This is a genomic window from Enterobacter sp. CPE_E890, from assembly GCF_046521475.1.
Lineage (GTDB): Bacteria > Pseudomonadota > Gammaproteobacteria > Enterobacterales > Enterobacteriaceae > Enterobacter > Enterobacter adelaidei.
On the sequence record NZ_JBKFZW010000001.1, the window covers coordinates 1,348,813 to 1,371,746 of the forward strand.

General features: G+C 53.8%; 20 protein-coding genes and 7 tRNA genes. 2 read left to right on the top strand and 25 right to left on the bottom strand.

Translation table 11 applies throughout. The features are described from left to right. Position 1: 1 nt before the first annotated feature. From mrdA to leuS, 7 genes are all read right to left on the bottom strand, one after another. Positions 2-1,903, bottom strand: a complete 1,902-nt coding sequence (gene mrdA, locus ACLHV9_RS06685; RefSeq protein ID WP_028019474.1) for a peptidoglycan DD-transpeptidase MrdA — start codon at positions 1,901-1,903, stop codon at positions 2-4. Between the two features lie 29 nt (positions 1,904-1,932). Next, positions 1,933-2,400, bottom strand: a complete 468-nt coding sequence (gene rlmH, locus ACLHV9_RS06690) for a 23S rRNA (pseudouridine(1915)-N(3))-methyltransferase RlmH (protein WP_003858701.1) — start codon at positions 2,398-2,400, stop codon at positions 1,933-1,935. A gap of 3 nt (positions 2,401-2,403) precedes the next feature. Continuing rightward, positions 2,404-2,721 (bottom strand): ribosome silencing factor, encoded by a 318-nt coding sequence (gene rsfS, locus ACLHV9_RS06695; RefSeq protein ID WP_108090596.1) that lies wholly within the window; start codon positions 2,719-2,721, stop codon positions 2,404-2,406. 269 nt (positions 2,722-2,990) lie between these two features. Then, positions 2,991-3,656 (bottom strand): nicotinate-nucleotide adenylyltransferase, encoded by a 666-nt coding sequence (nadD, locus tag ACLHV9_RS06700; RefSeq protein ID WP_133175284.1) that lies wholly within the window; start codon positions 3,654-3,656, stop codon positions 2,991-2,993. After that, complete coding sequence (gene holA, locus ACLHV9_RS06705) at positions 3,649-4,680, bottom strand: DNA polymerase III subunit delta (protein WP_108090594.1); 1,032 nt, start codon at positions 4,678-4,680, stop codon at positions 3,649-3,651. The genes nadD and holA overlap by 8 nt, the downstream gene beginning before the upstream one ends. After that, entirely contained in the window at positions 4,680-5,249 is a 570-nt protein-coding gene (gene lptE, locus ACLHV9_RS06710; RefSeq protein ID WP_028019471.1) for an LPS assembly lipoprotein LptE, read from the bottom strand. The genes holA and lptE overlap by 1 nt, the downstream gene beginning before the upstream one ends. A 14-nt stretch (positions 5,250-5,263) precedes the next feature. Continuing rightward, positions 5,264-7,846, bottom strand: a complete 2,583-nt coding sequence (gene leuS, locus ACLHV9_RS06715) for a leucine--tRNA ligase (protein ID WP_032667025.1) — start codon at positions 7,844-7,846, stop codon at positions 5,264-5,266. 214 nt (positions 7,847-8,060) lie between these two features. Between leuS and ACLHV9_RS06720 the strand changes: the two genes are divergently transcribed. Further along, complete coding sequence (locus tag ACLHV9_RS06720; protein WP_028019469.1) at positions 8,061-8,543, top strand: zinc ribbon-containing protein; 483 nt, start codon at positions 8,061-8,063, stop codon at positions 8,541-8,543. Between the two features lie 79 nt (positions 8,544-8,622). Here the strand turns inward: ACLHV9_RS06720 and rihA are convergent, their stop codons facing one another. From rihA to miaB, 10 genes are all read right to left on the bottom strand, one after another. After that, complete coding sequence (gene rihA, locus ACLHV9_RS06725; protein ID WP_108090593.1) at positions 8,623-9,564, bottom strand: pyrimidine-specific ribonucleoside hydrolase RihA; 942 nt, start codon at positions 9,562-9,564, stop codon at positions 8,623-8,625. Positions 9,565-9,684: 120 nt separating this feature from the next. After that, positions 9,685-10,410, bottom strand: a complete 726-nt coding sequence (locus tag ACLHV9_RS06730) for an amino acid ABC transporter ATP-binding protein (protein ID WP_014883001.1) — start codon at positions 10,408-10,410, stop codon at positions 9,685-9,687. Further along, a complete protein-coding gene (gene gltK, locus ACLHV9_RS06735) occupies positions 10,410-11,084 on the bottom strand; it encodes a glutamate/aspartate ABC transporter permease GltK (protein WP_134707310.1) in 675 nt (224 codons plus the stop codon). Before gltK ends, ACLHV9_RS06730 begins: the two co-directional genes overlap by 1 nt. After that, positions 11,084-11,824, bottom strand: coding sequence for a glutamate/aspartate ABC transporter permease GltJ (gene gltJ / locus ACLHV9_RS06740; protein ID WP_028019467.1), 741 nt, complete (start codon positions 11,822-11,824; stop codon positions 11,084-11,086). The genes gltK and gltJ overlap by 1 nt, the downstream gene beginning before the upstream one ends. A 155-nt stretch (positions 11,825-11,979) precedes the next feature. After that, the gene (locus tag ACLHV9_RS06745) at positions 11,980-12,885 is read right to left on the bottom strand and encodes an amino acid ABC transporter substrate-binding protein (protein ID WP_014069338.1); all 906 of its coding nucleotides are present in this window, start codon (positions 12,883-12,885) and stop codon (positions 11,980-11,982) included. Between the two features lie 385 nt (positions 12,886-13,270). After that, complete coding sequence (gene lnt, locus ACLHV9_RS06750; RefSeq protein ID WP_407220309.1) at positions 13,271-14,809, bottom strand: apolipoprotein N-acyltransferase; 1,539 nt, start codon at positions 14,807-14,809, stop codon at positions 13,271-13,273. Positions 14,810-14,814: 5 nt separating this feature from the next. Beyond that, complete coding sequence (gene corC / locus ACLHV9_RS06755) at positions 14,815-15,693, bottom strand: CNNM family magnesium/cobalt transport protein CorC (protein WP_028019465.1); 879 nt, start codon at positions 15,691-15,693, stop codon at positions 14,815-14,817. Positions 15,694-15,782: 89 nt separating this feature from the next. Continuing rightward, on the bottom strand, positions 15,783-16,250 hold the full coding sequence (gene ybeY, locus ACLHV9_RS06760; RefSeq protein ID WP_003858677.1) for an rRNA maturation RNase YbeY: 468 nt from the start codon (positions 16,248-16,250) through the stop codon (positions 15,783-15,785). Continuing rightward, complete coding sequence (locus tag ACLHV9_RS06765) at positions 16,247-17,293, bottom strand: PhoH family protein (RefSeq protein ID WP_028019464.1); 1,047 nt, start codon at positions 17,291-17,293, stop codon at positions 16,247-16,249. The genes ybeY and ACLHV9_RS06765 overlap by 4 nt, the downstream gene beginning before the upstream one ends. 153 nt (positions 17,294-17,446) lie before the next feature. Further along, a complete protein-coding gene (gene miaB / locus ACLHV9_RS06770; RefSeq protein WP_032638865.1) occupies positions 17,447-18,871 on the bottom strand; it encodes a tRNA (N6-isopentenyl adenosine(37)-C2)-methylthiotransferase MiaB in 1,425 nt (474 codons plus the stop codon). 135 nt (positions 18,872-19,006) lie between these two features. Here miaB and ubiF point away from each other — a divergent pair, with 135 nt between their 5' ends. Beyond that, positions 19,007-20,182 (top strand): 3-demethoxyubiquinol 3-hydroxylase, encoded by a 1,176-nt coding sequence (gene ubiF, locus ACLHV9_RS06775; protein WP_407220310.1) that lies wholly within the window; start codon positions 19,007-19,009, stop codon positions 20,180-20,182. A gap of 108 nt (positions 20,183-20,290) precedes the next feature. Here ubiF and ACLHV9_RS06780 read toward each other — a convergent pair. The 8 genes from ACLHV9_RS06780 to asnB form a co-directional block, all read right to left on the bottom strand. Further along, positions 20,291-20,365: transfer RNA gene (locus tag ACLHV9_RS06780), tRNA-Gln, on the bottom strand. A gap of 35 nt (positions 20,366-20,400) precedes the next feature. Beyond that, positions 20,401-20,475: transfer RNA gene (locus ACLHV9_RS06785), tRNA-Gln, on the bottom strand. 40 nt (positions 20,476-20,515) lie between these two features. Then, a tRNA-Met gene (locus ACLHV9_RS06790) sits at positions 20,516-20,592 on the bottom strand. Between the two features lie 17 nt (positions 20,593-20,609). Next, positions 20,610-20,684: transfer RNA gene (locus tag ACLHV9_RS06795), tRNA-Gln, on the bottom strand. Between the two features lie 33 nt (positions 20,685-20,717). Beyond that, positions 20,718-20,792: transfer RNA gene (locus ACLHV9_RS06800), tRNA-Gln, on the bottom strand. A gap of 23 nt (positions 20,793-20,815) precedes the next feature. Next, positions 20,816-20,900 (bottom strand) — tRNA-Leu (locus ACLHV9_RS06805). An 8-nt stretch (positions 20,901-20,908) separates the two neighbouring features. Then, positions 20,909-20,985, bottom strand: a tRNA-Met gene (locus tag ACLHV9_RS06810). A 226-nt stretch (positions 20,986-21,211) separates the two neighbouring features. Beyond that, positions 21,212-22,876: an asparagine synthase B gene (gene asnB / locus ACLHV9_RS06815; RefSeq protein WP_407220311.1), complete on the bottom strand. Its 1,665-nt coding sequence runs from the start codon at positions 22,874-22,876 to the stop codon at positions 21,212-21,214. Between the last annotated feature and the right edge of the window lie 58 nt (positions 22,877-22,934).

Below are 22,934 nucleotides of genomic sequence, written 5' to 3' on the forward strand. Positions count from 1 at the left end.
ATTATTGGTCCTCCGCCGCAGCGGCGGCCGGGTTTTCAGCCGGCAGTTCGGTGTTGTTATCACCCAGCATAATGTGGTCAAGGATCTGGCGCATGATGGTCCCGACTGCTGGTCCTGCACCGCCGTTCTCCAGAATCATTGCCACCGCCACCTGCGGGTTATCATAAGGGGCAAATGCCGTCATCAGTTTATGGTCACGCAGTCTTTCGGCAATGCGGTGCGCGTTATAGGTTTCATTAGCTTTCAGACCAAACACCTGCGCAGTACCTGATTTCGCGGCCACTTTATACGGCGTACCAGTGAAATACTTATGCGCGGTACCGTTAGGGCGGTTTGCTACGCCGTACATACCGTCTTTAGCGATTTCCCAGAAGCCGGAGTGAATATCCCCCACAGGCGCTTCATGCGGCTGGTTCCAGGGCACTTTTTTACCGTCTTCAACCGTACTTAGTAGCAGGTGTGGAACTTTCACGACACCGTCATTGATGAGGATCATCATGGCTTTGTTCATCTGAAGCGGTGTTGCTGTCCAGTAACCCTGTCCGATACCCACCGGAATGGTATCGCCCTGATACCATGGTTTTTTAAAGCGTTTCAGCTTCCATTCACGCGTTGGCATATTACCGGAACGTTCTTCTGCAAGGTCAACGCCGGTGTAGTGCCCATAACCGAATTTGCTCATCCACTCTGAGAGGCGGTCAATCCCCATGTCATACGCCACCTGATAGAAGAAGGTATCCGCAGACTCCTCCAGCGATTTGGTGACGTTCAGATGACCGTGGCCCCATTTTTTCCAGTCACGGTAGCGTTTTTCAGAACCAGGCAACTGCCACCAGCCCGGGTCAAACAGGCTGGTATTACGGTTGATAACACCGGCACTCAATGCAGAAACCGCCACGTACGGTTTAACCGTTGACGCTGGCGGGTAAACACCCTGTGTCGCGCGGTTCACCAGCGGCGTATTAGGGTCATTCAGCAGACCGGAATAGTCCTTACTGGAAATGCCGTCGACAAACAGGTTCGGGTCATAACTTGGCATTGAAACCATTGCCAGAATGCCACCGGTACGCGGATCGGTGACCACAACGGCTGCTCGGCTGCCTGCCAGCAGGGTTTCAATATACTGCTGAAGCTTAAGATCGAGCGTCAGATAGACATCATGTCCCGCCTGAGGCGGCACTTCTTTAAGCTGGCGAATAACGCGGCCACGGTTGTTAACCTCAACCTCTTCATAGCCAGTCTGTCCGTGCAGAACATCTTCGTAATAACGTTCAATCCCCAGCTTACCGATATCGTGCGTCGCGGCGTAGTTCGCCAGTTTGCCGTCTTTATCGAGACGATCGACGTCTTTATCGTTAATTTTGGAAACGTAGCCAATCACATGCGTCAGCGCAGAGCCATAAGGGTAGTAGCGACGTTTGTAACCTTTCACTTCCACGCCGGGGAAACGGTACTGGTTTACCGCAAAGCGGGCAACCTGGACTTCCGTCAGATTGGTTTTTACCGGAATGGAGGTGAAACGGTGAGAGCGGGCACGTTCTTTTTTGAAAGCGGCGATATCGTCATCGTTAAGATCGACAACGCTTCTCAGCGCTTCCAGCGTATCCTGAACATTATCGACCTTTTCCGGCATCATCTCTATTTGATAGATGGTGCGGTTTAACGCCAGCGGTGTGCCGTTACGGTCGTAAATGATGCCGCGGCTGGGGGCGATTGGCACCAGCTTAATACGGTTTTCGTTTGAACGCGTCTGGTAATCGGTAAAGCGGACAATTTGCAGATTATAAAGGTTGGCGATCAGCACGCCGGTAAGCAGCAAAATCCCCGTAAAGGCGACCAGCGCCCGGCGCACAAACAGCGCGGACTCAGCCGTATAGTCGCGAAAAGAATTCTGTAGTTTCATCCGCTGCTTAATCTACCCTGGTCAAGTCACTATTCGCGGTGATAGGGGTGGTTGGTCGTAATGCTCCACGCTCGATACAGGCTTTCTGCCACCAGTACCCGAACGAGCGGATGGGGAAGCGTCAGCGCGGAGAGAGACCAACTTTGTTCTGCTGCCGCTTTGCAGGCAGGGGATAACCCTTCTGGCCCGCCAATCAACAGACTGACGTCACGGCCATCCTGCTTCCAGCGCTCCAGTTCGTGCGCCAGCTGCGGCGTATCCCAGGGTTTTCCTGGAATATCGAGGGTGACGATGCGGTTTTTGCCTGCGGCAGCCAGCATCAGTTCGCCCTCTTTATCAAGAATACGTTTGATATCGGCGTTCTTGCCGCGCTTTCCGGCGGGGATCTCCACCAGTTCGAACGGCATGTCTTTTGGGAAACGACGCAGATACTCAGTAAAACCGGTTTGTACCCAGTCCGGCATTTTGGTGCCGACGGCGACCAGTTGCAACTTCACGCATTAACCCCAGAGTTTTTCCAGCTCATACAGGCGACGGCTCTCTTCCTGCATGACATGGACAATCACATCGCCGAGGTCGACAACCACCCAGTCAGCCGTCACTTCACCTTCAACACCAAGCGGCAACAGCCCTGCTGCACGTGATTCCTGAACCACGTGATCGGCAATCGAAACAACATGACGCGTAGAAGTACCGGTGCAGATAATCATGCAGTCGGTAATACTGGATTTACCCTTAACGTCGATAGCGATGATGTCCTGACCTTTCAGGTCATCAATTTTGTCAATAACAAAATCCTGGAGTGCTTTACCCTGCAAGTTTTCCCCCTGGGGTGAACGAGATTGTATAACTATGAATTCGTGGCCAGACAGTATACCTGAACTAGCGCCTGTGTCGGGACAAATGTCTCCGGCCGGGCTTTTGAAGGCGGGTATCATCCCACCCTCCGCCTGAGATTGCATCGCCATTTTTGTAAAACAATTTCTGTAAAGCAATGATCGGCGGGAAAGTCTGGCAGCGGAGGATAACAGTATGGCTTACTCTGTCAAGGCAGGATAATCAATAAGCCACTTTTTATGGTCCCGGGTCAGGCATCTGCGCTTTTCTGATACAACCCATGTGCGTGAATATACGCCAGTACCGATGCGGGCAGCAGAGCGTCACACGCTAAGCCCTGTTGCAGGCGCTCACGAATGAGGGTCGCAGAGATATCGAACCACGGTGTTTCTGCCAGATAAATTTTCCCGGAAGGCTGATTGTGGAGATCTTCAACATTATCGGTGAGATGGTCTTCCAGCCATTGCTGATATTGCTCTTCGCGCATCGTCAGCGGATAACCCGGACGGCGGCAGACAAGCAGGTGGCTGTTCTCCAGAATGGTTTCATACTGATGCCATGTGGGGAGATTTAGCAGTGAATCCTGGCCAATAATGAAGGCCAGCGGCTTGTCAGGGCCTTGTTCAGTCCGCCACTCCTGCAGCGTCTGTGACGTCCAGGAGGGAGTATCGCGGCGTAGCTCCCGTTCATCAAGTTTGAAAAGCGGTTTATCCGCAATGGCCAGGGCCAGCATCTCTTTGCGTTGCTCGCTGGTCGCCTCAGGCTGGGGACGGTGTGGCGGAACATTATTGGGCATAATGGTGACGCGCTGAAGCCCGATCAGATTCGCCAGAATTTCGACTGGCTTCAGATGCCCGTAATGTACCGGGTCGAAGGTGCCACCATACAGGGCCTGTAAAGAATGCATGCTATCCATCAATAAATACGTCTGCGAGCGCCTTGTGGCAGAGCAGCAGAGAAAGGCTTTCCAGCTCTGCCCAGACCGACTGGCCGTAATCTTGTTTTAACGTGAGCTCAGCGCGCATCAGCAGCTGAACAGCCTGTCGCAGCTGTTCATGACTCAGGCGGTTAATGGCCTCTGTCGTCATAGCCCGGCGATTTTGCCATACGCGGTGTTTATCAAACAGCGAACGCAACGGCGTATGGGCAGACTGACGCTTTAGCGTAATCAGCAGCAGTAATTCGCGCTGCAGAGTACGTAGCAGAATAACGGGTTCGCTCCCTTCGAGGCGCAGTTGTTGCAGAATATGCAGGGCGCGTTTGCTTTTCGCCGCCAACAACGCATCCACCCAGTGGAATGGCGTGAAGTGCGCGGCATCGTTAACGGCCTGTTCGACACGCGGTAGGGTGAGTTTACCATCCGGCCAGAGCAGGGAGAGTCTGTCCAGCGCCTGAGCCAGGGCCAGCAGATTTCCTTCATAGCAGTAGCAAAGCAGTTGATTCGCGGCGTCATCCAGTTGAAGGTTGTTTTGCTTCGCTCTCGCCGCCACCCATTTGGGTAGATGCGTTTGCTCAGGCGTCTGACAGGTGAGCAGCACTGCGTGAGTCGCGAGCTGGGTAAACCAGGCTGCATTTTCCTGTGCTTTAGTGAGCTTGTTGCCGCGCACGATGAAGAGCAGATCGCTGTGCAACAGGCTCACCAGCGTAGCGAGTTGTTCATTCATGGCCGCGTTAGGACCATTTTCCGGCAGCAGGATCTGGATAGTCTGGCGCGACGCGAAAAGACTCATCGCCTGGCAAAGCGAGAAGAGGGCGTTCCAGTCGGTGTTGTTATCCAGTTGAACGGTGTGATGTTCATCAAATCCCTGTGCCGCCGCCGCATGGCGCACGGCATCCAGGCTTTCCTGAAGTAATAGCGGATCGTTTCCAAGAAGCAGATACGCCGCGCGCAGCCCTTCATTGAGCTGCGCGCGAAGTTGTTCAGGATACAGCCTGATCATCATTTACCCAGAGAGTTAGCAGCGGGAAGCGTGCCAGCAACCGGTTTTTCAACAATGTCAGAACCTTGCTTGGTTGACGCTGCAACACTTGGCAGTTTACGGATCAGCTGTTCCGCTGCCTTGTCGTACATTTCGTTGATAATAATCTGCTGTTCGGCATCTTTTGCCAGCGCCGTCTGCGGGTTATCGAAGAACGAACGGTACACTTTCGTGCTGATCGGATAAATATCTTTACCCGGGATCAGAACTGCCGCATCGACCGTTAACACCATCTGATACTCTGCGGTGCGGCCATCCTGGAAGATAGAGGCTGTATCTCTCGACAGACCGCCTCCTATCACACGCAGAGACGGTACATCCTGGCGAAGCGTTTGTTTCTCAACAATTTCAACACCGTTCAGACGCAGCTGGTTACGAATTGCCCGGCTGAGTGGGCCATTCGGATCCCCGGAATCAAAGATCATCGTTTTCATCTGAGCAGGCACCGCCGTGGTATTGCGCAGGTGCCAGCCACAGCCAGCGGTGACAAGCACCGCCAGAGATAAGAGTATTGTTGCCAGTTGTCGCACGTTTCCTCCCGCGCTTAGCCAACGACCAGATTCAGCAATTTACCCGGTACGTAGATCACTTTACGTACGGTAACGCCCTCAAGATATTTTGCGACCAGAGGTTCCTGGCCCGCGCGTTCGCGAACCTGTTCTTCGGTTGCATCGACCGCCACGGTAATTTTACCGCGTACTTTGCCGTTTACCTGAACGACAACCAGCGTAGTGTTTTCCACCATCGCGGCTTCGTCGGCCTGTGGCCATGGCGCATTGTCGATATCGCCTTCGCCTTTCAGCTCCTGCCACAGGGTGAAGCTAACGTGCGGAGTGAACGGGTTCAGCATGCGAACGACCGCCAGCAACGCTTCACGCATTAAGGCACGATCCTGCTCGCCGTCCTGCGGGGCTTTCGCCAGCTTATTCATCAGTTCCATAATAGCTGCAATTGCAGTGTTAAAGGTCTGACGACGACCAATATCATCGGTCACTTTCGCAATCGTTTTATGAACATCACGACGCAGCGCCTGCTGATCTTCAGTCAGTGCAGCGGCGTTCAGTGCCGGAGCATCACCCTGTGCAGTGTGTTCGTAAACCAGTTTCCAGACGCGTTTCAGGAAGCGGTTTGCACCTTCCACACCCGATTCCTGCCACTCCAGGGTCATGTCCGCCGGAGAAGCAAACATCATGAACAGACGCACGGTATCCGCGCCGTAACGTTCAACCATCACCTGTGGGTCGATGCCGTTGTTTTTGGATTTAGACATCTTGCTCATGCCGGTATAGACCAGTTCATGACCTTCGGCGTCTTTCGCCTTCACAATGCGGCCTTTCTCGTCACGCTCAACGATAGCATCAACCGGAGACACCCAGTTACGCTCGCCGTTAGCACCCACGTAGTAGAAGGCATCAGCCAGTACCATCCCCTGACACAGCAGCTGTTTTGCCGGTTCGTCAGAGTTCACCATGCCGGCATCGCGCATCAGTTTGTGGAAGAAGCGGAAGTAGAGCAGGTGCATGATGGCATGTTCGATACCACCGATGTAAATGTCTACCGGCAGCCAGTAGTTCGCTGCATCAGAGTCCAGCATACCCTCTTTATACTGCGGGCAGGTGTAACGCGCATAGTACCAGGAGGACTCCATAAAGGTGTCGAAGGTGTCGGTTTCACGCAGCGCAGGCTGGCCGTTGACGGTGGTTTTTGCCCACTCAGGATCGGCTTTGATCGGGCTGGTGATGCCGTCCATGACCACGTCTTCTGGCAGGATCACCGGCAGTTGATCTTCCGGCGTTGGCATCACGGTGCCGTCTTCCAGCGTCACCATTGGAATTGGTGCACCCCAGTAACGCTGGCGGGAAACGCCCCAGTCGCGCAGACGGAAGTTAACTTTACGCTCGCCCACGCCCAGAGAGGCCAGTTTGTCTGCAATGGCATTAAAACCGTCTTCGAAGCTCAGGCCGCTGAATTCACCGGAGTTAAACAGGGTGCCTTTTTCAGTCAGCGCTTGCGCGGACAGGTCTGGTTCAGAACCATCGGCGGCCAGGATAACGGCTTTAATCGGCAGGCTGTATTTGGTCGCAAACTCGTAGTCGCGCTGATCGTGCCCTGGAACAGCCATGACTGCACCTGTACCGTATTCCATCAGAACGAAGTTCGCGGCCCAGACAGGGATCGCTTCGCCTGTCAGTGGGTGCTTAGCATAGAAGCCTGTCGCAACCCCTTTTTTCTCCATCGTCGCCATGTCGGCTTCGGCCACTTTGGTGTTGCGGCATTCGTCGATGAAGGTGGCCAGTTCCGGATTGTTCTCCGCCGCTTTCTGCGCCAGAGGGTGACCCGCAGCCACGGCCAGGTAGGTCGCGCCCATGAAGGTGTCTGGACGGGTGGTGTAGACGGTCAGGGTCTGGTCGTAGTTCTCAACGTTGAAGGTGATCTCCACGCCTTCAGAACGGCCGATCCAGTTGCGCTGCATGGTTTTAACGGTATCTGGCCAGTGATCCAGCGTATCCAGATCGTTCAGCAGTTCGTCAGCATAGGCTGTGATTTTGATAAACCACTGTGGGATCTCTTTACGCTCAACTTTGGTATCACAACGCCAGCAGCAACCATCAATAACCTGTTCGTTCGCGAGAACAGTCTGGTCATTTGGACACCAGTTAACAGCAGAGGTCTTCTTATACACCAGGCCTTTTTTGTACAGCTCGGTGAAGAATTTCTGTTCCCAGCGATAGTATTCCGGGGTGCAGGTTGCCAGCTCGCGGCTCCAGTCATAGCCAAAGCCCAGCATTTTAAGCTGGTTTTTCATGTACGCGATGTTGTCATACGTCCATGGGGCAGGTGCGGTGTTGTTTTTTACCGCAGCGCCTTCAGCAGGCAGACCGAACGCATCCCAGCCGATTGGCTGCAGAACGTTTTTGCCCAGCATACGCTGGTAGCGGGCGATCACATCACCAATGGTGTAGTTACGCACGTGGCCCATGTGTAGTCGACCAGAAGGATAGGGAAGCATCGACAGGCAGTAATACTTCTCTTTGCTCTCGTCTTCGGTTACTTCAAAGGTGCGCTTCTCGTCCCAGTGTTGCTGGACTTTTGATTCTATCTCTTCCGGGCGGTATTGCTCTTGCATGGCAGCCAGTGGTCCTGTTTTCAATACAGCTACAAATGTAGCCAATGGATGTGGTATTTCAGATCCGCATAGCATAGCCCAAACGTCCGCGTCAAAACAGCCTTTCGCACAAATGCACATTGCAGGAATTTACCGGGTCTGTGCTTCACCTGACAAAGCGGCGACGAAATAAGGTCTATTATTAGAAATAGTTACTTACCCGGGAGGCAAAATGATGAACAAGGTTGCTCAATTTTACCGCGAACTGGTGGCGACACTGACGGAACGGCTGCGTAACGGCGAGCGCGATATTGACGCGCTGGTGGAGCAGGCTCGTGCCCGCGTGACGCAAACGGGTGAGTTAACGCGCACCGAAGTTGAAGAGGTCACCCGCGCGGTACGCCGTGACCTGGAAGAATTCGCACGCAGCTACCAGGAGAGCCAGGATGAGGTCACTGACAGCGTATTTATGCGGGTGATTAAAGAGAGCCTGTGGCAGGAACTGGTGGATATCACCGATAAAACGCAGCTGGAGTGGCGCGAGGTGTTTCAGGATCTGAACCATCATGGTGTCTACCACAGCGGCGAAGTGGTTGGCCTGGGGAATCTGGTCTGCGAGAAATGCCATCACCATATTGCAGTGTATACGCCGGAAGTGCTGCCGTTATGTCCGAAATGTGGGCACGATCAGTTTCAGCGTCGACCGTTTGAGCCATAAATAAAAGCAAAACGGCAACTATGTTGCCGTTTTTAGTGTCTGCCCCCTCTCACCTTGGGAGAGGGGTAGGGTGAGGGCATCAGGCCGCAGCGTAGTACTTGAGCCTCTCCGCCAGCAAATCCACAAACGCCTGCCGATCGATATCCACCATCACCGTGGTATTCGGCGCATTCCCCGTCAGTGAGTAGTAATCCACTACAGTCATCCCCTGGGTATATTTCCCCTGCGTCTCCACACCGACCCAGCGTTCCACTGTGGTAAACATCTCCGGCTTCAGTAGCCAGGCAATGGTGCATGGATCATGCAGGGGCGCGCCGTGGAAGCCCCACTTCTCGGCTTTGTGATATTCCATAAAGAAGTCGAGCAGTTCGGCCACAGTTGTCGCAACCGGGTTGCCCACCGAGCGGAAACGCTCAATATCGTCCGCCATAATCTGCGCTCGATGGGTAACGTCCAGTCCCGCCATCACAACCGGCAAGCCGGACTGGAAGACAATCTCAGCGGCTTCCGGGTCGACAAAGATGTTGAACTCCGCCGCAGGCGTCCAGTTACCCAGCCCCATTGCGCCACCCATTATCACGATACGGGAAATTTTACTGTGCAGCTCCGGATGACTGTTAAGCAGCAACGCAACGTTGGTTTGCGGACCGGTTGCCACCAGCGTTACCGGCTCGGCACTTTCACGCAGCACCTTCGCCATCAGCTCCACGGCAGTGCAGTGTTGCGGTGCGAAACCCGGCTCCGGCAGTGCCGGGCCGTCCAGCCCGCTCTCACCGTGAACGTTGTCGGCAATGATCAGCTCGCGCATCAGCGGCTTCACGGCTCCGCCGGCGACAGGAATATCGGTGCGTTTGAGCAGTGTTAGCATGCGCAGGACGTTACGCAGGGTTTTTTCAGGCGTCTGGTTTCCGGCGGACGAGGTGACGGCTTTGACGTCAAGTTCAGGGGAGGCAAGAGCGAGGACGAGCGCGATCGCGTCATCATGACCCGGATCGCAATCGAGAATAATAGGCTGTGCCATAGCGTTCTCCATACGTAGCGTTATTTTGTGACAAGGTTAACGCTGCAATGTGACGCCGACGAGAGGAAGTGAGTGAAAGCGTGAAGCAGTGCGCAATCCGCAGATTGCGCACTGAGAAGATTAATGCAGAATTTTGGCAAGGAAGTCTTTTGCACGTTCCGATTTCGGGTTAGCGAAGAACTCTTCTTTCGGCGAGTCTTCCACGATCTTCCCTTCGTCCATAAAGATCACGCGGTTTGCTACTTTGCGGGCGAAGCCCATTTCGTGGGTCACCACCATCATGGTCATCCCTTCGTGCGCCAGCTCGACCATCACGTCCAGCACTTCGTTGATCATCTCTGGATCGAGCGCCGACGTTGGCTCATCAAACAGCATTGCCACCGGATCCATGCACAGCGCGCGGGCGATCGCCACACGCTGCTGTTGGCCGCCAGATAGCTGTGCCGGAAACTTATCGGCATGCGCAGAGAGCCCAACGCGTTCCAGGAGTTTCAGCCCTTTCTCGCGCGACGCTTTTTTATCGCGCTTAAGCACTTTTACCTGCGCCAGCGTCAGGTTCTCAATAATGGAGAGGTGAGGGAACAGCTCAAAATGCTGGAACACCATGCCAACGTGAGAGCGAAGCTGGGCGAGATTGGTTTTTTTGTCATTGACTTTAGTGCCGTTGACGACGATCTCACCCTGCTGCACCGGCTCCAGTCCGTTGACGGTTTTGATCAGCGTGGATTTACCGGAACCTGACGGTCCGCACACTACCACCACATCGCCTTTTTTCACTTCGGTGGAGCAGTCGGTCAGCACCTGAAAGTGCCCATACCATTTAGAAACATTTTTCAGGGAAATCATTATACCGTCCTTTTCTTCAGCCAACTGACCAACAGCGACGCGCTTAAACTAATCACAAAATAGACCGCACCCGCAAAGAGCACCATCTCGACCTGCGTACCATCACGCTCACCGATGGTGGAGGCGGTACGGAAGAAGTCTGCCAGGCTGAGTACATATACCAGAGAGGTATCCTGGAACAGCACGATACCCTGAGTCAGCAGGAGTGGAACCATGGCGCGAAACGCCTGCGGCAGAATGATGAGCTGCATGGACTGCCAGTGTGTCATCCCCAGCGCCAGGGCGGCACTGGACTGCCCACGCGAGATACTCTGGATACCCGCACGGATAATCTCTGAATAGTAAGCGGCCTCAAACATGGAGAACGCCACCATCGCCGAGATCAGGCGGATATCGGTTTTCGGTGACAGTCCCAGCACGTTCTGCAGGAAGCCGGGAACAATCAGGTAAAACCACAGCAGCACCATCACCAGCGGGATGGAGCGGAACACGTTAACGTAGGCGGTCGCAAACCAGGCGAACGGCTTAAAGCTCGACAGGCGCATGACCGCCAGCAGGGTACCCCAGACAATACCGATGATGATGGCGATAACGGTGATTTTTAAGGTAATCACCAGGCCATCAAGCAGGTAAGGCATGGATGGAACGATAGAACTCCAGTCAAAATCGTACATTATTTACCTCCCAGATTGCCCGGCAGGCGAATTTTGCGTTCAACCAGGTTCATCACCAGCATGATGAAAGCGTTAATCAGAACATAGGCGAGCGTGATTGCGGTGAAGGATTCCCACGCATGAGCGGAGTAATCCAGCAGCTTGCCCGCCTGCGCAGCCATATCCACCAGGCCGATGGTCGAGGCGATGGCCGAGTTTTTCACCAGGTTCATCATCTCAGAGGTCATCGGTGGAACGATAACGCGGTAGGCGTTAGGCAGCAGAACATAACGGTAGGTTTGTGGCAGCGTTAATCCCATCGCCAGACCTGCATTTTTTTGTCCACGTGGCAATGACTGAATGGCGGCTCGCACCTGCTCGCACACGCGCGCAGCGGTAAACAGCCCCAGACAGAGCATCGAGGAGACAAAGAACTGAACGTTAGGATCCAGTTCCGACTTGAACCACATGCCAATATTTTCCGGCAGCAGTTCAGGAATCACCAGATACCAGGTAAAGAACTGCACAATTAGCGGAACGTTACGAAACAGTTCAACGTACAAGGTGCCGAGGGTTGAAAGAAAGCGGTTAGGGACGGTACGCAAAATACCGAACAGCGAGCCGACAAGAAATGCGATGATCCATGCCGTTATGGATAAAGCGACAGTGACCTGAAAGCCGCTCCATAACCAGCCAAGATAGGTGGTGTTGCCGAACGGGGCTTGTTGCAGAAAGATGCCCCAGTTCCAGTCTATTGACATAATAAACTCCAGAAAAAAAAGGGTAGCAGCGCTACCCTCGAAGATTGGTGAGAAGCTCATTTTTCGCGCTGAGTGGGGAACGACCACTCAACGTATAGTCTGTCCATGCTTCCCGACAATCGAGAGGGCAGGAGATCCCGCCCCTGTTGTTCTAATTAGTTAAGAGCCTTGTCATTTGGTGATTTGAACAGCGCTTTCATGTCGTCAGACAGTTCAAAGTTCATGTTCAGGTTTTTTGGTGGAATTGGGTTCTTGAACCACTTGTCGAACCATTTTTCCGCTTCGCCGGAAGTTTGTGCCTGGGCGATGGTGTCATCGATCAGTTTTTTGAACTCAGCGTCGTCTTTACGCAGCATGCAGCCATAAGCTTCTTTTGACTGTGCAGTTCCGACGATTTCCCAGTTGTCCGGTTTCTTCGCTTTCGCGCGTTCGCCCGCCAGCAGGGCGTCATCCATCATAAACGCGACGGCACGGCCACTTTCCAGGGTACGGAAGGAGTCGCCATGGTCTTTCGCGCTGATGATGCGCATATCCATTTTCTTCTCATCATTCAGTTTGTGCAGCAGCACTTCTGAGGTGGTACCGGAGGTGACAACGACCGCTTTGCCTTTCAGGTCAGCAAAATCTTTAATCTCGCCGCCTTTTTTGGTCAGCAGGCGGGTACCTACCACGAAGATGGTGTCAGAGAAAGCAGCCTGTTTCTGACGCTCAAGGTTGTTGGTGGTGGAGCCACACTCAAAATCAAAGGTGCCGTTTTGCAGCAGTGGAATACGGTTTTGTGAAGTGATTGGGATCAGCTTCACCTGCAGGTCAGGTTTGTTCAGCTTTTTCTTCACGGCTTCAACGATGGCGTTGGAGTAATCCTGTGAATAACCCACGACTTTTTGCGTGTTGTCGTAGTAAGAGAACGGAACAGAAGATTCACGGTGGCCGACCACGATCACGCCGTTTTTGGCGATCTTGTCGAGAGTGCTCCCGGCAGCCGGAGCGTCTTCAGCGTGAACCACGCCTGCAGACATCCCCATCACCAGCATTGCTGTGGCCAGTTTACGTAATTGCATACCCAACTCCTTTTTTATCAGCGCCAGAGACGCATTGATACCCATTGTGATGTTGTTATATCTCGCGCTATGCGAGTGCAGTGTTATGCAAGCTTGTTAACATTTAGTTTGGCTTAATGTAAAGATTTTGCTGCGTTATTGTTTATTTTTGCGAAGCGCGCCGCACCATTCAGAGGCAAAAATCTCTCGTTGCACCGTTTCGGTGCTACCGATGATCTACGCTGGTGCGACCAGGTTGCGCGTTAAGCCAAACTGCGTTTACCTGAATAAACAAAGCAATAGACGTGCCAGAATTGGAGTCTGGAGGAAATTGTCGGGTGGGTGGCTACAGCATGGAAAAGTAGGCCGGGTAAGCGTCAGCGCCACCCGGCAACAGAAGGTAGGGTTATTTACGACGCTGACGAAGACTCATCAACACCGCACCAAAACCAAACAGTGCGGTCAGGATCCACAGCGGCCAGTTGCCGGTGCGGGCGTACGGCGTAAGTCCCGTGGTTGGCGTGACGTTGGTGGTCAGCACCTCACGGGTAAACTGCGGGATCATGGCCTGAATTTCACCCTGTGGGCCAATTACGGCGGTGATGCCGTTGTTGGTGCTACGCAGCAGTGGACGCGCCAGCTCCAGGGAACGCATCCGCGCCATCTGGAAGTGTTGCCATGGGCCAATCGACTTACCAAACCACGCATCATTGGAGATGGTCAGCAGGAAGTCCGTGTCCGGGCGGAAGTTATCGCGTACCTGCTCGCCGAGGATAATTTCGTAGCAAATGGCGGCGGTCAGGGCAAAACCGTGCGCATGCAGCTGCGGCTGAACGTATGGGCCGCGGCTGAAAGAGGACATCGGCAGGTCAAAGAACGGTGCCAGCGGGCGCAGAATAGACTCCAGCGGGACAAATTCACCAAACGGAACCAGGTGATTTTTGTTGTACCTGTCAGTGGAGTTGTAGCTGTATTCGCTATCTTTGCCGAGGGTAATGATGGTGTTATAGGTGTCATAACGGTTCTGCTGATTCAGACGCGCATCAACAATACCGGTAATCAGCGTGCTGCCGCGCGCGAGCAGCAGATCGTTCATCATGTTCAGGAACGGCTGCTGGTTTATTTCCAGGTCCGGGATCGCAGATTCCGGCCAGATAATCAGCTGTGATTTGCCCATGACCTCTTCGGTCGCGTTGGCGTAGATCTTCAGCGTATTCAGAAGCTGCTTTTCATCCCACTTCATGGCCTGTGGGATATCACCCTGCACCATGGAAACCTGCGTAGCGCGTTCTGGCTCCAGGGTATACCACTGGATATAGCGCAGCGGGAAGGGCAGTGCGAACAATACCAGTGCCGCAACCAGCGGTTTCCAGCCGCGCGTGACCAGCGCTAATACCAGCAGGCCGCTCACGACCATCAGCAGGAAGTTGATAGCTTCAACACCCATTACCGGTGCCAGGCCTTTCAGCGGGCCGTCAATCTGGCTGTAGCCGAACTGTAGCCACGGGAAGCCGGTCAGCACCCAGCCGCGCAGGAACTCGGTTACCTGCCAGACCACCGGTGCGGCAATGGCGACGCGCAGCCAGGTTGTTTGTGGCCACAGACGAGAAAGAATGCCGGCGAACAGACCGGTATAGAGCGAGAGATAGGCGGCGAGCAATACCACCAGGAAGACGTTCACCGGCCCTGGCATACCGCCAAACTGAGCAATGCTGACGTAGACCCAGTTGATACCGGAACCAAACAGCCCCAGTCCCCAGAAGTAGCCAATCGCAGCGGCCTGCACCGGACGACGGTTCAGGGTCAGCCCCTGTAGCCCCATCAGGGAGAGTATGGCGGCGGGCCAGATATCGTAAGGAGAAAAAGCCAGCGTACCGCTGGCTCCGAGTAACAGCGCCAGCAGCAAACGGACGCGCTGGCGTTCAAGCAGTGGGGCAAATGCCATTTACATTAATCTTCCAGTTTTGGCACCGGTGAGTCATCCGGCGTTCTGACATGAACCTGTATAATACGTCGGCTGTCGGCCATCGCTACCTTGAACTGGTAACCGTCGATGTCAACGGTCTCACCGCGCGCCGGGAGGTGGCCAAAGGCCTGCATCACCAGACCGCCAATGGTATCGACCTCTTCATCGCTGAAGTGGGTGCCGAAGGCGTCGTTAAAGTCTTCAATCGAGGCCAGCGCACGCACAGTCCAGGTGTGGCGGCTCAGTTGACGGAAGTCGATATCTTCTTCTTCGTCATACTCATCTTCGATTTCTCCCACGATCAGCTCAAGAATATCTTCGATCGTGACAAGACCCGACACACCGCCAAATTCATCAATAACAATCGCCATGTGGTAACGTTGAGAGCGAAACTCTTTCAGCATCCGATCCACACGTTTACTTTCCGGCACAACCACGGCCTGGCGTAACACTTTTTCCATGCTGAAAGCGTCAGAATCGCTGCGCATAAACGGCAGCAGATCTTTCGCCATCAAAATCCCTTCGATGTGATCTTTGTCTTCGCTGATGACCGGGAAACGTGAGTGAGCGGATTCGATAATCACATCGAGGCACTCGTCCAGTGTCTGGTTACGTTTCAGGGTGATCATTTGCGAACGGGGGATCATGATATCGCGAACACGCTGGTCGGCGATGTCCATGACCCCTTCGAGCATTTCGCGCGTATCTTCATCGATAAGGTCGTTTTGCCCGGAATCACGAATCAGCTCCAGCAGTTCATCACGGTTTTTCGGTTCGCCGTGGAAAAGCTGGTTCAGAATGAGGGAGAAAAATCCCTTTTTACCGTTTGTCGTGTCGCTACTGTGTGAATTGTCGTCGCTCATGGCGTTTGTTAAGGGTTCTCTTGTTAGTTCAATGTTTACCGCCACGCGATTTCCTTTCGTGGCGGCATGTTAGTCAGTGGGGAGACTGACTATTCTTTCTCGGCAATGTACGGATCCTCATAGCCCAGAGCAAGCATTATCTCTGTCTCGAGGGACTCCATCTCTTCTGCTTCGTCATCTTCTATATGATCGTAGCCGAGTAGATGCAGGCTGCCATGTACCACCATATGTGCCCAGTGAGCTTCAAGGGGTTTTTGCTGCTCTTTGGCTTCCTGCTCAACCACCTGGCGACAGATGATCAGATCGCCCAGCAGCGGCATCTCGATGCCCGGTGGGGCTTCGAACGGGAAAGAGAGCACGTTGGTCGGCTTATCTTTCCCGCGATAGGTCAGGTTAAGCTCATGGCTTTCGGCTTCATCCACCAGGCGAATCGTGACTTCTGATTCTTCCTGAAATTGGGGGATAACGGCATCCAGCCATTTCTGAAACTGCGCCTCTTCTGGCATACCGGAATTATCTTCACAGGCCAGCTGTAAATCGAGGATCACCTGACTCATTTCTGTTCTTGCTCCTGCGCTTCGCGCTTACGTTCTGCTGCCAGTTCGGCCTTACGCTTCTGATCGGCTTCTTCCCAGGCCTCGTAGGCGTTAACAATACGCGCGACGACCGGGTGGCGTACCACGTCTTCACTGTGGAAGAAGTTAAAACTGATTTCTTCGACCTCGGCCAACACCTCAATGGCGTGACGCAGGCCAGATTTGGTGCTGCGCGGCAGGTCGATCTGGGTAACGTCACCGGTAATGACCGCTTTCGAGTTAAAGCCGATACGCGTCAGGAACATCTTCATCTGTTCTATGGTGGTGTTCTGACTTTCATCGAGAATGATAAACGCATCGTTCAGCGTACGGCCTCGCATATAAGCGAGCGGAGCAACTTCGATAACGTTACGCTCAATAAGTTTCTCAACTTTTTCAAAACCGAGCATTTCGAACAGCGCGTCGTATAAGGGACGCAGATATGGGTCGACTTTCTGGCTCAGGTCGCCTGGCAGGAAGCCCAGTTTCTCGCCCGCTTCAACCGCAGGGCGAGTCAGCAGAATACGGCGGATCTCCTGACGCTCCAGCGCATCCACTGCTGCTGCTACCGCCAGATAGGTTTTACCGGTACCGGCCGGTCCAACGCCGAAGGTGATGTCATGGTCGAGGATATTCGCGATGTACTGCGCCTGGTTTGGCGTACGCGGCTTAATCACGCCACGTTTGGTTTTGATGTTAATTGCCTTGCCGTAGTCAGGCACACTTTCCGCGCTCTGCTCGAGCACTCGCGCTTCTTTAATGGCGAGGTGGATCTGTTCTGGCTCGATATCCTGAATTTCGCCACGCATTGGGGAGGTATCCACATACAGGCTACGCAGAATATCTGCAGCGGCGTTGACACAGATAGGGCGTCCGGTCAGTTTGAAATGATTATCGCGACGATTGATTTCGATACCCAGACGTCGCTCCAGTTGCTTGATGTTGTCATCAAACGGCCCGCACAGGCTCAGCAGGCGAGCGTTGTCTGCTGGCTCAAGGCTAATTTCACGCGTGTCTATATTCAAACCGTTCCTCTTTGAGTGTTAGTAGGGCTGGCATCATAAAACTGTCATTACCGAAATTATTCACGCCACAGAATAAAGGCGCAAGCATTGCGATGGATATTGGGGGCGAAGAGGGGAATTACAAGGCCTGCCAGAAAGGCAGGCCTGGACGCATTACGGCTGATAGATACCCACGCCAGAATCGTTTTCTTTTCGGGTTCGGGAAATGACGGATTCTGGAGATTCTGCAATGCGCAGACCCATTTCATCCTCGGTACGTACCACCTTCGCTCGCAGCGAGTTGGTCAACACTTCCACAATCTCGACGTCCACGAACTTACCGATCATATCCGGGGTGCCTTCGAAGTTCACCACGCGGTTATTTTCGGTACGACCGGAGAGTTCCATAATGCTCTTGCGCGAGGTGCCTTCAACCAGAATACGCTGGACAGTACCAAGCATACGACGGCTCCAGGCATTGGCCTGCTGGTTGATACGCTCCTGCAGAATATACAGACGCTGCTTTTTCTCTTCTTCCGGCACATCGTCAACCATATCTGCCGCAGGGGTTCCAGGACGTGCAGAGAAGATGAAGCTGTAGCTAACGTCAAAATTCACGTCGCCGATGAGCTTCATGGTGCGCTCAAAGTCGTCGGCAGTTTCGCCTGGGAAGCCGACGATAAAGTCCGAGCTAATCTGGATATCAGGACGGGCTTCACGCAGTTTACGGATGGTGGATTTGTACTCCAGCACCGTATGCGGGCGCCCCATCAGGTTCAGCACACGGTCAGAACCACACTGAATCGGCAGGTGCAGGAAGCTCACCAGTTCCGGCGTGTCGCGATAAACATCGATGATGTCATCGGTAAATTCCATCGGATGGCTGGTGGTGAAGCGAATGCGGTCGATACCGTCAATCGCGGCCACCAGACGCAGCAGTTCAGCAAAGCTGCCGGTCGTGCCGTCGTAGTTCTCGCCGCGCCAGGCGTTAACGTTCTGGCCCAGCAGGTTCACTTCGCGTACGCCCTGCGCGGCAAGTTGCGCGATTTCAAACAGAATGTCATCCGCCGGACGGCTGACCTCTTCACCGCGCGTGTAAGGCACCACGCAGTAAGTGCAGTATTTGTTGCAGCCTTCCATGATAGAGACAAAAGCGGTCGGGCCATCCGCACGCGGCTCTGGCAGACGGTCAAATTTTTCAATCTCCGGGAAGCTGACGTCAACAACCGGGCTACGATTGCCGCGAACCTGATTGATCATCTCAGGCAGGCGGTGCAGGGTCTGAGGGCCAAAGACAATATCCACATACGGGGCTCTCTGGCGGATCAGTTTCCCTTCCTGCGACGCAACACAACCGCCAACACCAATGATCAGGTCCGGATTTTTTCGTTTGAGAAGTTTCCAGCGACCTAACACATGAAAGACTTTTTCCTGCGCTTTTTCACGAATAGAACAGGTATTTAGCAGCAGCACATCGGCTTCTTTCGCATTTTCAGTCAGCTGGTATCCGTGGGTTGTATCCAGCAGATCGGCCATCTTGGATGAATCGTATTCGTTCATCTGACAGCCCCAGGTTTTTATATGGAGTTTTTTAGTCATCGACTTGCTCAGCTCAGGATTGCAAGCCGCGTATTGTAATGCTTTGGTGCGGTTGTGACCAGTATGAAGGTTGTCAACCTCCTGACCCCAAAAATCCGGTAAACTTAAGGGATTCTGCAATAAGGAAAATTGACCATGACACTCCAACAAACCGAAATCGCCGTTGTCGGCGGCGGTATGGTCGGCGGCGCACTGGCGCTGGGGCTGGCGCAGCAGGGATTTGAGGTGACGGTTATCGAGCAGGCTGCTCCTGCTACGTTTGACCCGACGGCAAAGCCGGATGTGCGTATTTCCGCGATCAGTGCCGCCTCAGTTGATCTACTGCGCGGGCTGGGCGTTTGGGACGCGGTGCTGACGATGCGTGCTCACCCTTACAGCCGCCTCGAAACGTGGGAGTGGGAAAATGCCCACGTCGCGTTTGATGCCGCTGAACTCAAGCTGCCCCGTCTGGGCTATATGGTGGAAAACAACGTCCTCCAGCGGGCGCTATGGCAGGCGCTGGAGGCACACCCGAAGGTGGCGCTGCGTGTCCCATCGTCACTCAAAGCCTTGCATCGTCATGACAACGGATATCGCCTGACGCTGGATAATGATGATGAATTAGCCGTGAAGCTGGTGGTGGGCGCTGATGGCGCCAACTCTCAGGTCAGAGAGATGGCGGGGATTGGGGTTCATGCCTGGCAGTATCAACAGTCTTGTATGTTGATTACTGTCCAGTGTGAGAATGCGCCAGGAGAGAGCACCTGGCAGCACTTTACGCCGAATGGTCCGCACGCGTTTTTACCGTTGTTCGATAACTGGGCATCGCTGGTGTGGTACGACAAACCGGCGCGTATTCGTCAGTTACAGGGGCTTTCGATGGCGCAACTGCAAGACGAAATTATGCGCCACTTCCCGAGCCGACTGGGATATGTGACGCCGGTTGCGGCAGGAGCATTCCCGCTGACTCGTCGACACGCGTTGCAATATGCCCGCGAAGGGCTGGCTCTGGTAGGAGATGCGGCACACACCATTCACCCGCTGGCAGGGCAGGGGGTAAACCTGGGGTATCGTGATGTTGATGCATTACTGGATGTGCTGGGTAGTGCTCGCGGGCATGCGGAGGACTGGTCAAGCCATCAGGTACTGAAGCGCTATCAGACGCGGCGTATGGCGGATAACTTCATCATGCAGTCAGGGATGGATCTGTTCTATGCCGGGTTCAACAATGACGTCGGGCCGGTGCGTATTCTGCGTAATATTGGATTGATGGCGGCTGAGCGTGCCGGTGGTCTGAAGCGTCAGGCGTTGAAATACGCCCTCGGACTCTAAACTTTATTCCCTCTCCCGGTGGGAGAGGGCCAGGGTGAGGGCATCAGGCCGCACAATACTAGCAACAAAAACAAAAAAGCCCGCAGAGCGGGCTTTTTTGTTACTAAGTGGCTGGGGTGCAGGGATTCGAACCCCGGAATGCTGGTATCAGAAACCAGAGCCTTACCGCTTGGCGACACCCCAATTGCGTTAAACAGTGTTTAACGACTTTTTTAAATTGGCTGGGGTACGAGGATTCGAACCTCGGAATGCCGGAATCAGAATCCGGTGCCTTACCGCTTGGCGATACCCCAACAATTTGTCTTGATTACCGAAAAATCGACAATCTAAATATGGTGGCTACGACGGGATTCGAACCTGTGACCCCATCATTATGAGTGATGTGCTCTAACCAACTGAGCTACGTAGCCAGTACTGCAATCTTCGATGGCTGGGGTACCTGGATTCGAACCAGGGAATGCCGGTATCAAAAACCGGTGCCTTACCGCTTGGCGATACCCCAATAACCGCGGAGAACCGCAAAATCGAAGAAATATGGCTGGGGTACCTGGATTCGAACCAGGGAATGCCGGTATCAAAAACCGGTGCCTTACCGCTTGGCGATACCCCATCCGTGCAACGCTTACCTGGGAATGGTGCGGGAGGCGAGACTTGAACTCGCACACCTTGCGGCGCCAGAACCTAAATCTGGTGCGTCTACCAATTTCGCCACTCCCGCAAAAAAGATGGTGGCTACGACGGGATTCGAACCTGTGACCCCATCATTATGAGTGATGTGCTCTAACCAACTGAGCTACGTAGCCATCTTTTTTTCGCGTTACCTTATCGGCGTTGCGGGGCGCATTATGCGTATAGACCCTTGCAGCGTCAACACCTTTTTCAACGAAAATGGCCGGAATGTGACTGTTTGGTTAGGTTGCGAACAGCGTGACCGAATATTCGGCAATTATTGGTTATTAATCGTTTTTGTCCAGCAAAATACAATGCAAAAAAAACAGGCCCCGGAGGGCCTGTTAGTCATTCAGACAATCATTTATATGCCGACTGGTGAACGCCTACAGCACGTCCTGACGGGTCGTTCATGGATTTGAACGATTCGTCCCATTCAATCGCTTTTGCGGAAGAGCAGGCGACTGATGGGCCACCAGGCACACATTCCGCAGCACTTGGTACCGGGAACAGCTCTTCAAAGATTTCACGATACAGATAGGCTTCTTTGGATCCCGGTGTGTTGTACGGGAAGCGGAAGCTTGCGGTTTCCAGTTGTTGATCGGAAACCTGTTTTGCCGCTACCTCTTTCAGAGTGTCGATCCAGCTGTAACCTACACCGTCAGAGAACTGCTCTTTCTGACGCCACGCAACGCTTGCCGGCAGGTAGGATTCAAAACATTCGCGAAGGATATGTTTTTCCATTTTACCGTTGCCGCACATTTTATCCTGCGGGTTAATACGCATCGCCACGTCGAGGAATTTCTTATCCAGGAACGGCACGCGAGCTTCCACACCCCAGGCCGACATCGCTTTGTTGGCACGCGCACAGTCAAACATATGCAGCGCCTGAAGTTTGCGAACTGTCTCTTCATGCAACTCTTTGGCATTCGGCGCTTTATGGAAGTACAGGTAGCCACCGAATACTTCGTCAGAACCTTCGCCAGACAGCACCATCTTAATGCCCATCGCTTTGATCTTACGGGACATCAGATACATAGGCGTAGAGGCGCGGATAGTGGTCACATCATAGGTTTCGATGTGGTAGATAACATCGCGGATCGCATCCAGGCCTTCCTGCACGGTGAAATGAATTTCATGGTGCACGGTACCGAGGTGGTTTGCCACTTCCTGCGCGGCTTTCAGGTCAGGAGCACCTTCCAGGCCAACGGCAAAGGAGTGAAGCTGTGGCCACCAGGCTTCTGAACGCTCCTGATCTTCCACGCGACGGGCGGCAAATTTCTTGGTGATCGCGGAGATCACGGAAGAATCCAGGCCGCCGGAGAGCAGCACGCCGTACGGCACGTCTGACATCAGGTGGCTTTTAACGGAGTCTTCCAGCGCCTGACGCAGCTCGGCTTTGTCCGTGACGTTGTCTTTCACCGCGTCGTACTCGAACCAGTCGCGCTGATAATACTGACGGATCTCGCCGTCTTTGCTCCACAGGTAGCTGCCTGCAGGGAACTCTTTAATGGTGCGGCAAACCGGTACCAGGGCTTTCATTTCAGAGGCAACATAGAAGTTGCCATGTTCATCGTGGCCCATATACAGCGGGATAATGCCGATGTGGTCACGGCCGATCAGGTAGGCGTCTTTTTCGCTGTCGTACAGTGCGAAGGCAAACATGCCCTGCAGGTCGTCCAGGAACGCCGGGCCTTTCTCCTGATACAGCGCGAGGATCACTTCACAGTCAGAACCGGTCTGGAACGCGTAGCGGTCGCCGTACTCGGCACGCAGTGCCTGATGGTTGTAGATTTCACCGTTGACAGCCAGCGCGTGCGTTTTTTTCTCGTTATACAGCGGCTGAGCACCAGCGTTGACGTCTACGATCGACAGACGTTCGTGAGCCAGAATGGCTTTATCGCTGGCGTAAACGCCGGACCAGTCCGGGCCGCGATGGCGCATCAGGCGGGACAATTCGAGTGCTTTTTTACGCAGTTCGCCCGCGTCAGTTTTAATATCCAGTACGCCAAAAATAGAACACATAACCTTCTCCGTTAACCCTGTTGCATTGTGATGTTGCTTGCTTATGAAAATGCCGCAA

Excerpts from the sequence above, each read along its gene's own strand:
- mrdA (WP_028019474.1), bottom strand. The coding sequence starts at position 1,903 with ATGAAACTACAGAATTCTTTTCGCGACTATACGGCTGAGTCCGCGCTG.
- nadD (WP_133175284.1), bottom strand. The coding sequence starts at position 3,656 with ATGGATAGCATGCATTCTTTACAGGCCCTGTATGGTGGCACCTTCGAC.
- holA (WP_108090594.1), bottom strand. The coding sequence starts at position 4,680 with ATGATCAGGCTGTATCCTGAACAACTTCGCGCGCAGCTCAATGAAGGG.
- leuS (WP_032667025.1), bottom strand. The coding sequence starts at position 7,846 with ATGCAAGAGCAATACCGCCCGGAAGAGATAGAATCAAAAGTCCAGCAA.
- ACLHV9_RS06720 (WP_028019469.1), top strand. The coding sequence starts at position 8,061 with ATGAACAAGGTTGCTCAATTTTACCGCGAACTGGTGGCGACACTGACG.
- rihA (WP_108090593.1), bottom strand. The coding sequence starts at position 9,564 with ATGGCACAGCCTATTATTCTCGATTGCGATCCGGGTCATGATGACGCG.
- ACLHV9_RS06730 (WP_014883001.1), bottom strand. The coding sequence starts at position 10,410 with ATGATTTCCCTGAAAAATGTTTCTAAATGGTATGGGCACTTTCAGGTG.
- gltK (WP_134707310.1), bottom strand. The coding sequence starts at position 11,084 with ATGTACGATTTTGACTGGAGTTCTATCGTTCCATCCATGCCTTACCTG.
- gltJ (WP_028019467.1), bottom strand. The coding sequence starts at position 11,824 with ATGTCAATAGACTGGAACTGGGGCATCTTTCTGCAACAAGCCCCGTTC.
- ACLHV9_RS06745 (WP_014069338.1), bottom strand. The coding sequence starts at position 12,885 with ATGCAATTACGTAAACTGGCCACAGCAATGCTGGTGATGGGGATGTCT.
- lnt (WP_407220309.1), bottom strand. The coding sequence starts at position 14,809 with ATGGCATTTGCCCCACTGCTTGAACGCCAGCGCGTCCGTTTGCTGCTG.
- corC (WP_028019465.1), bottom strand. The coding sequence starts at position 15,693 with ATGAGCGACGACAATTCACACAGTAGCGACACGACAAACGGTAAAAAG.
- ybeY (WP_003858677.1), bottom strand. The coding sequence starts at position 16,250 with ATGAGTCAGGTGATCCTCGATTTACAGCTGGCCTGTGAAGATAATTCC.
- miaB (WP_032638865.1), bottom strand. The coding sequence starts at position 18,871 with ATGACTAAAAAACTCCATATAAAAACCTGGGGCTGTCAGATGAACGAA.
- ubiF (WP_407220310.1), top strand. The coding sequence starts at position 19,007 with ATGACACTCCAACAAACCGAAATCGCCGTTGTCGGCGGCGGTATGGTC.
- asnB (WP_407220311.1), bottom strand. The coding sequence starts at position 22,876 with ATGTGTTCTATTTTTGGCGTACTGGATATTAAAACTGACGCGGGCGAA.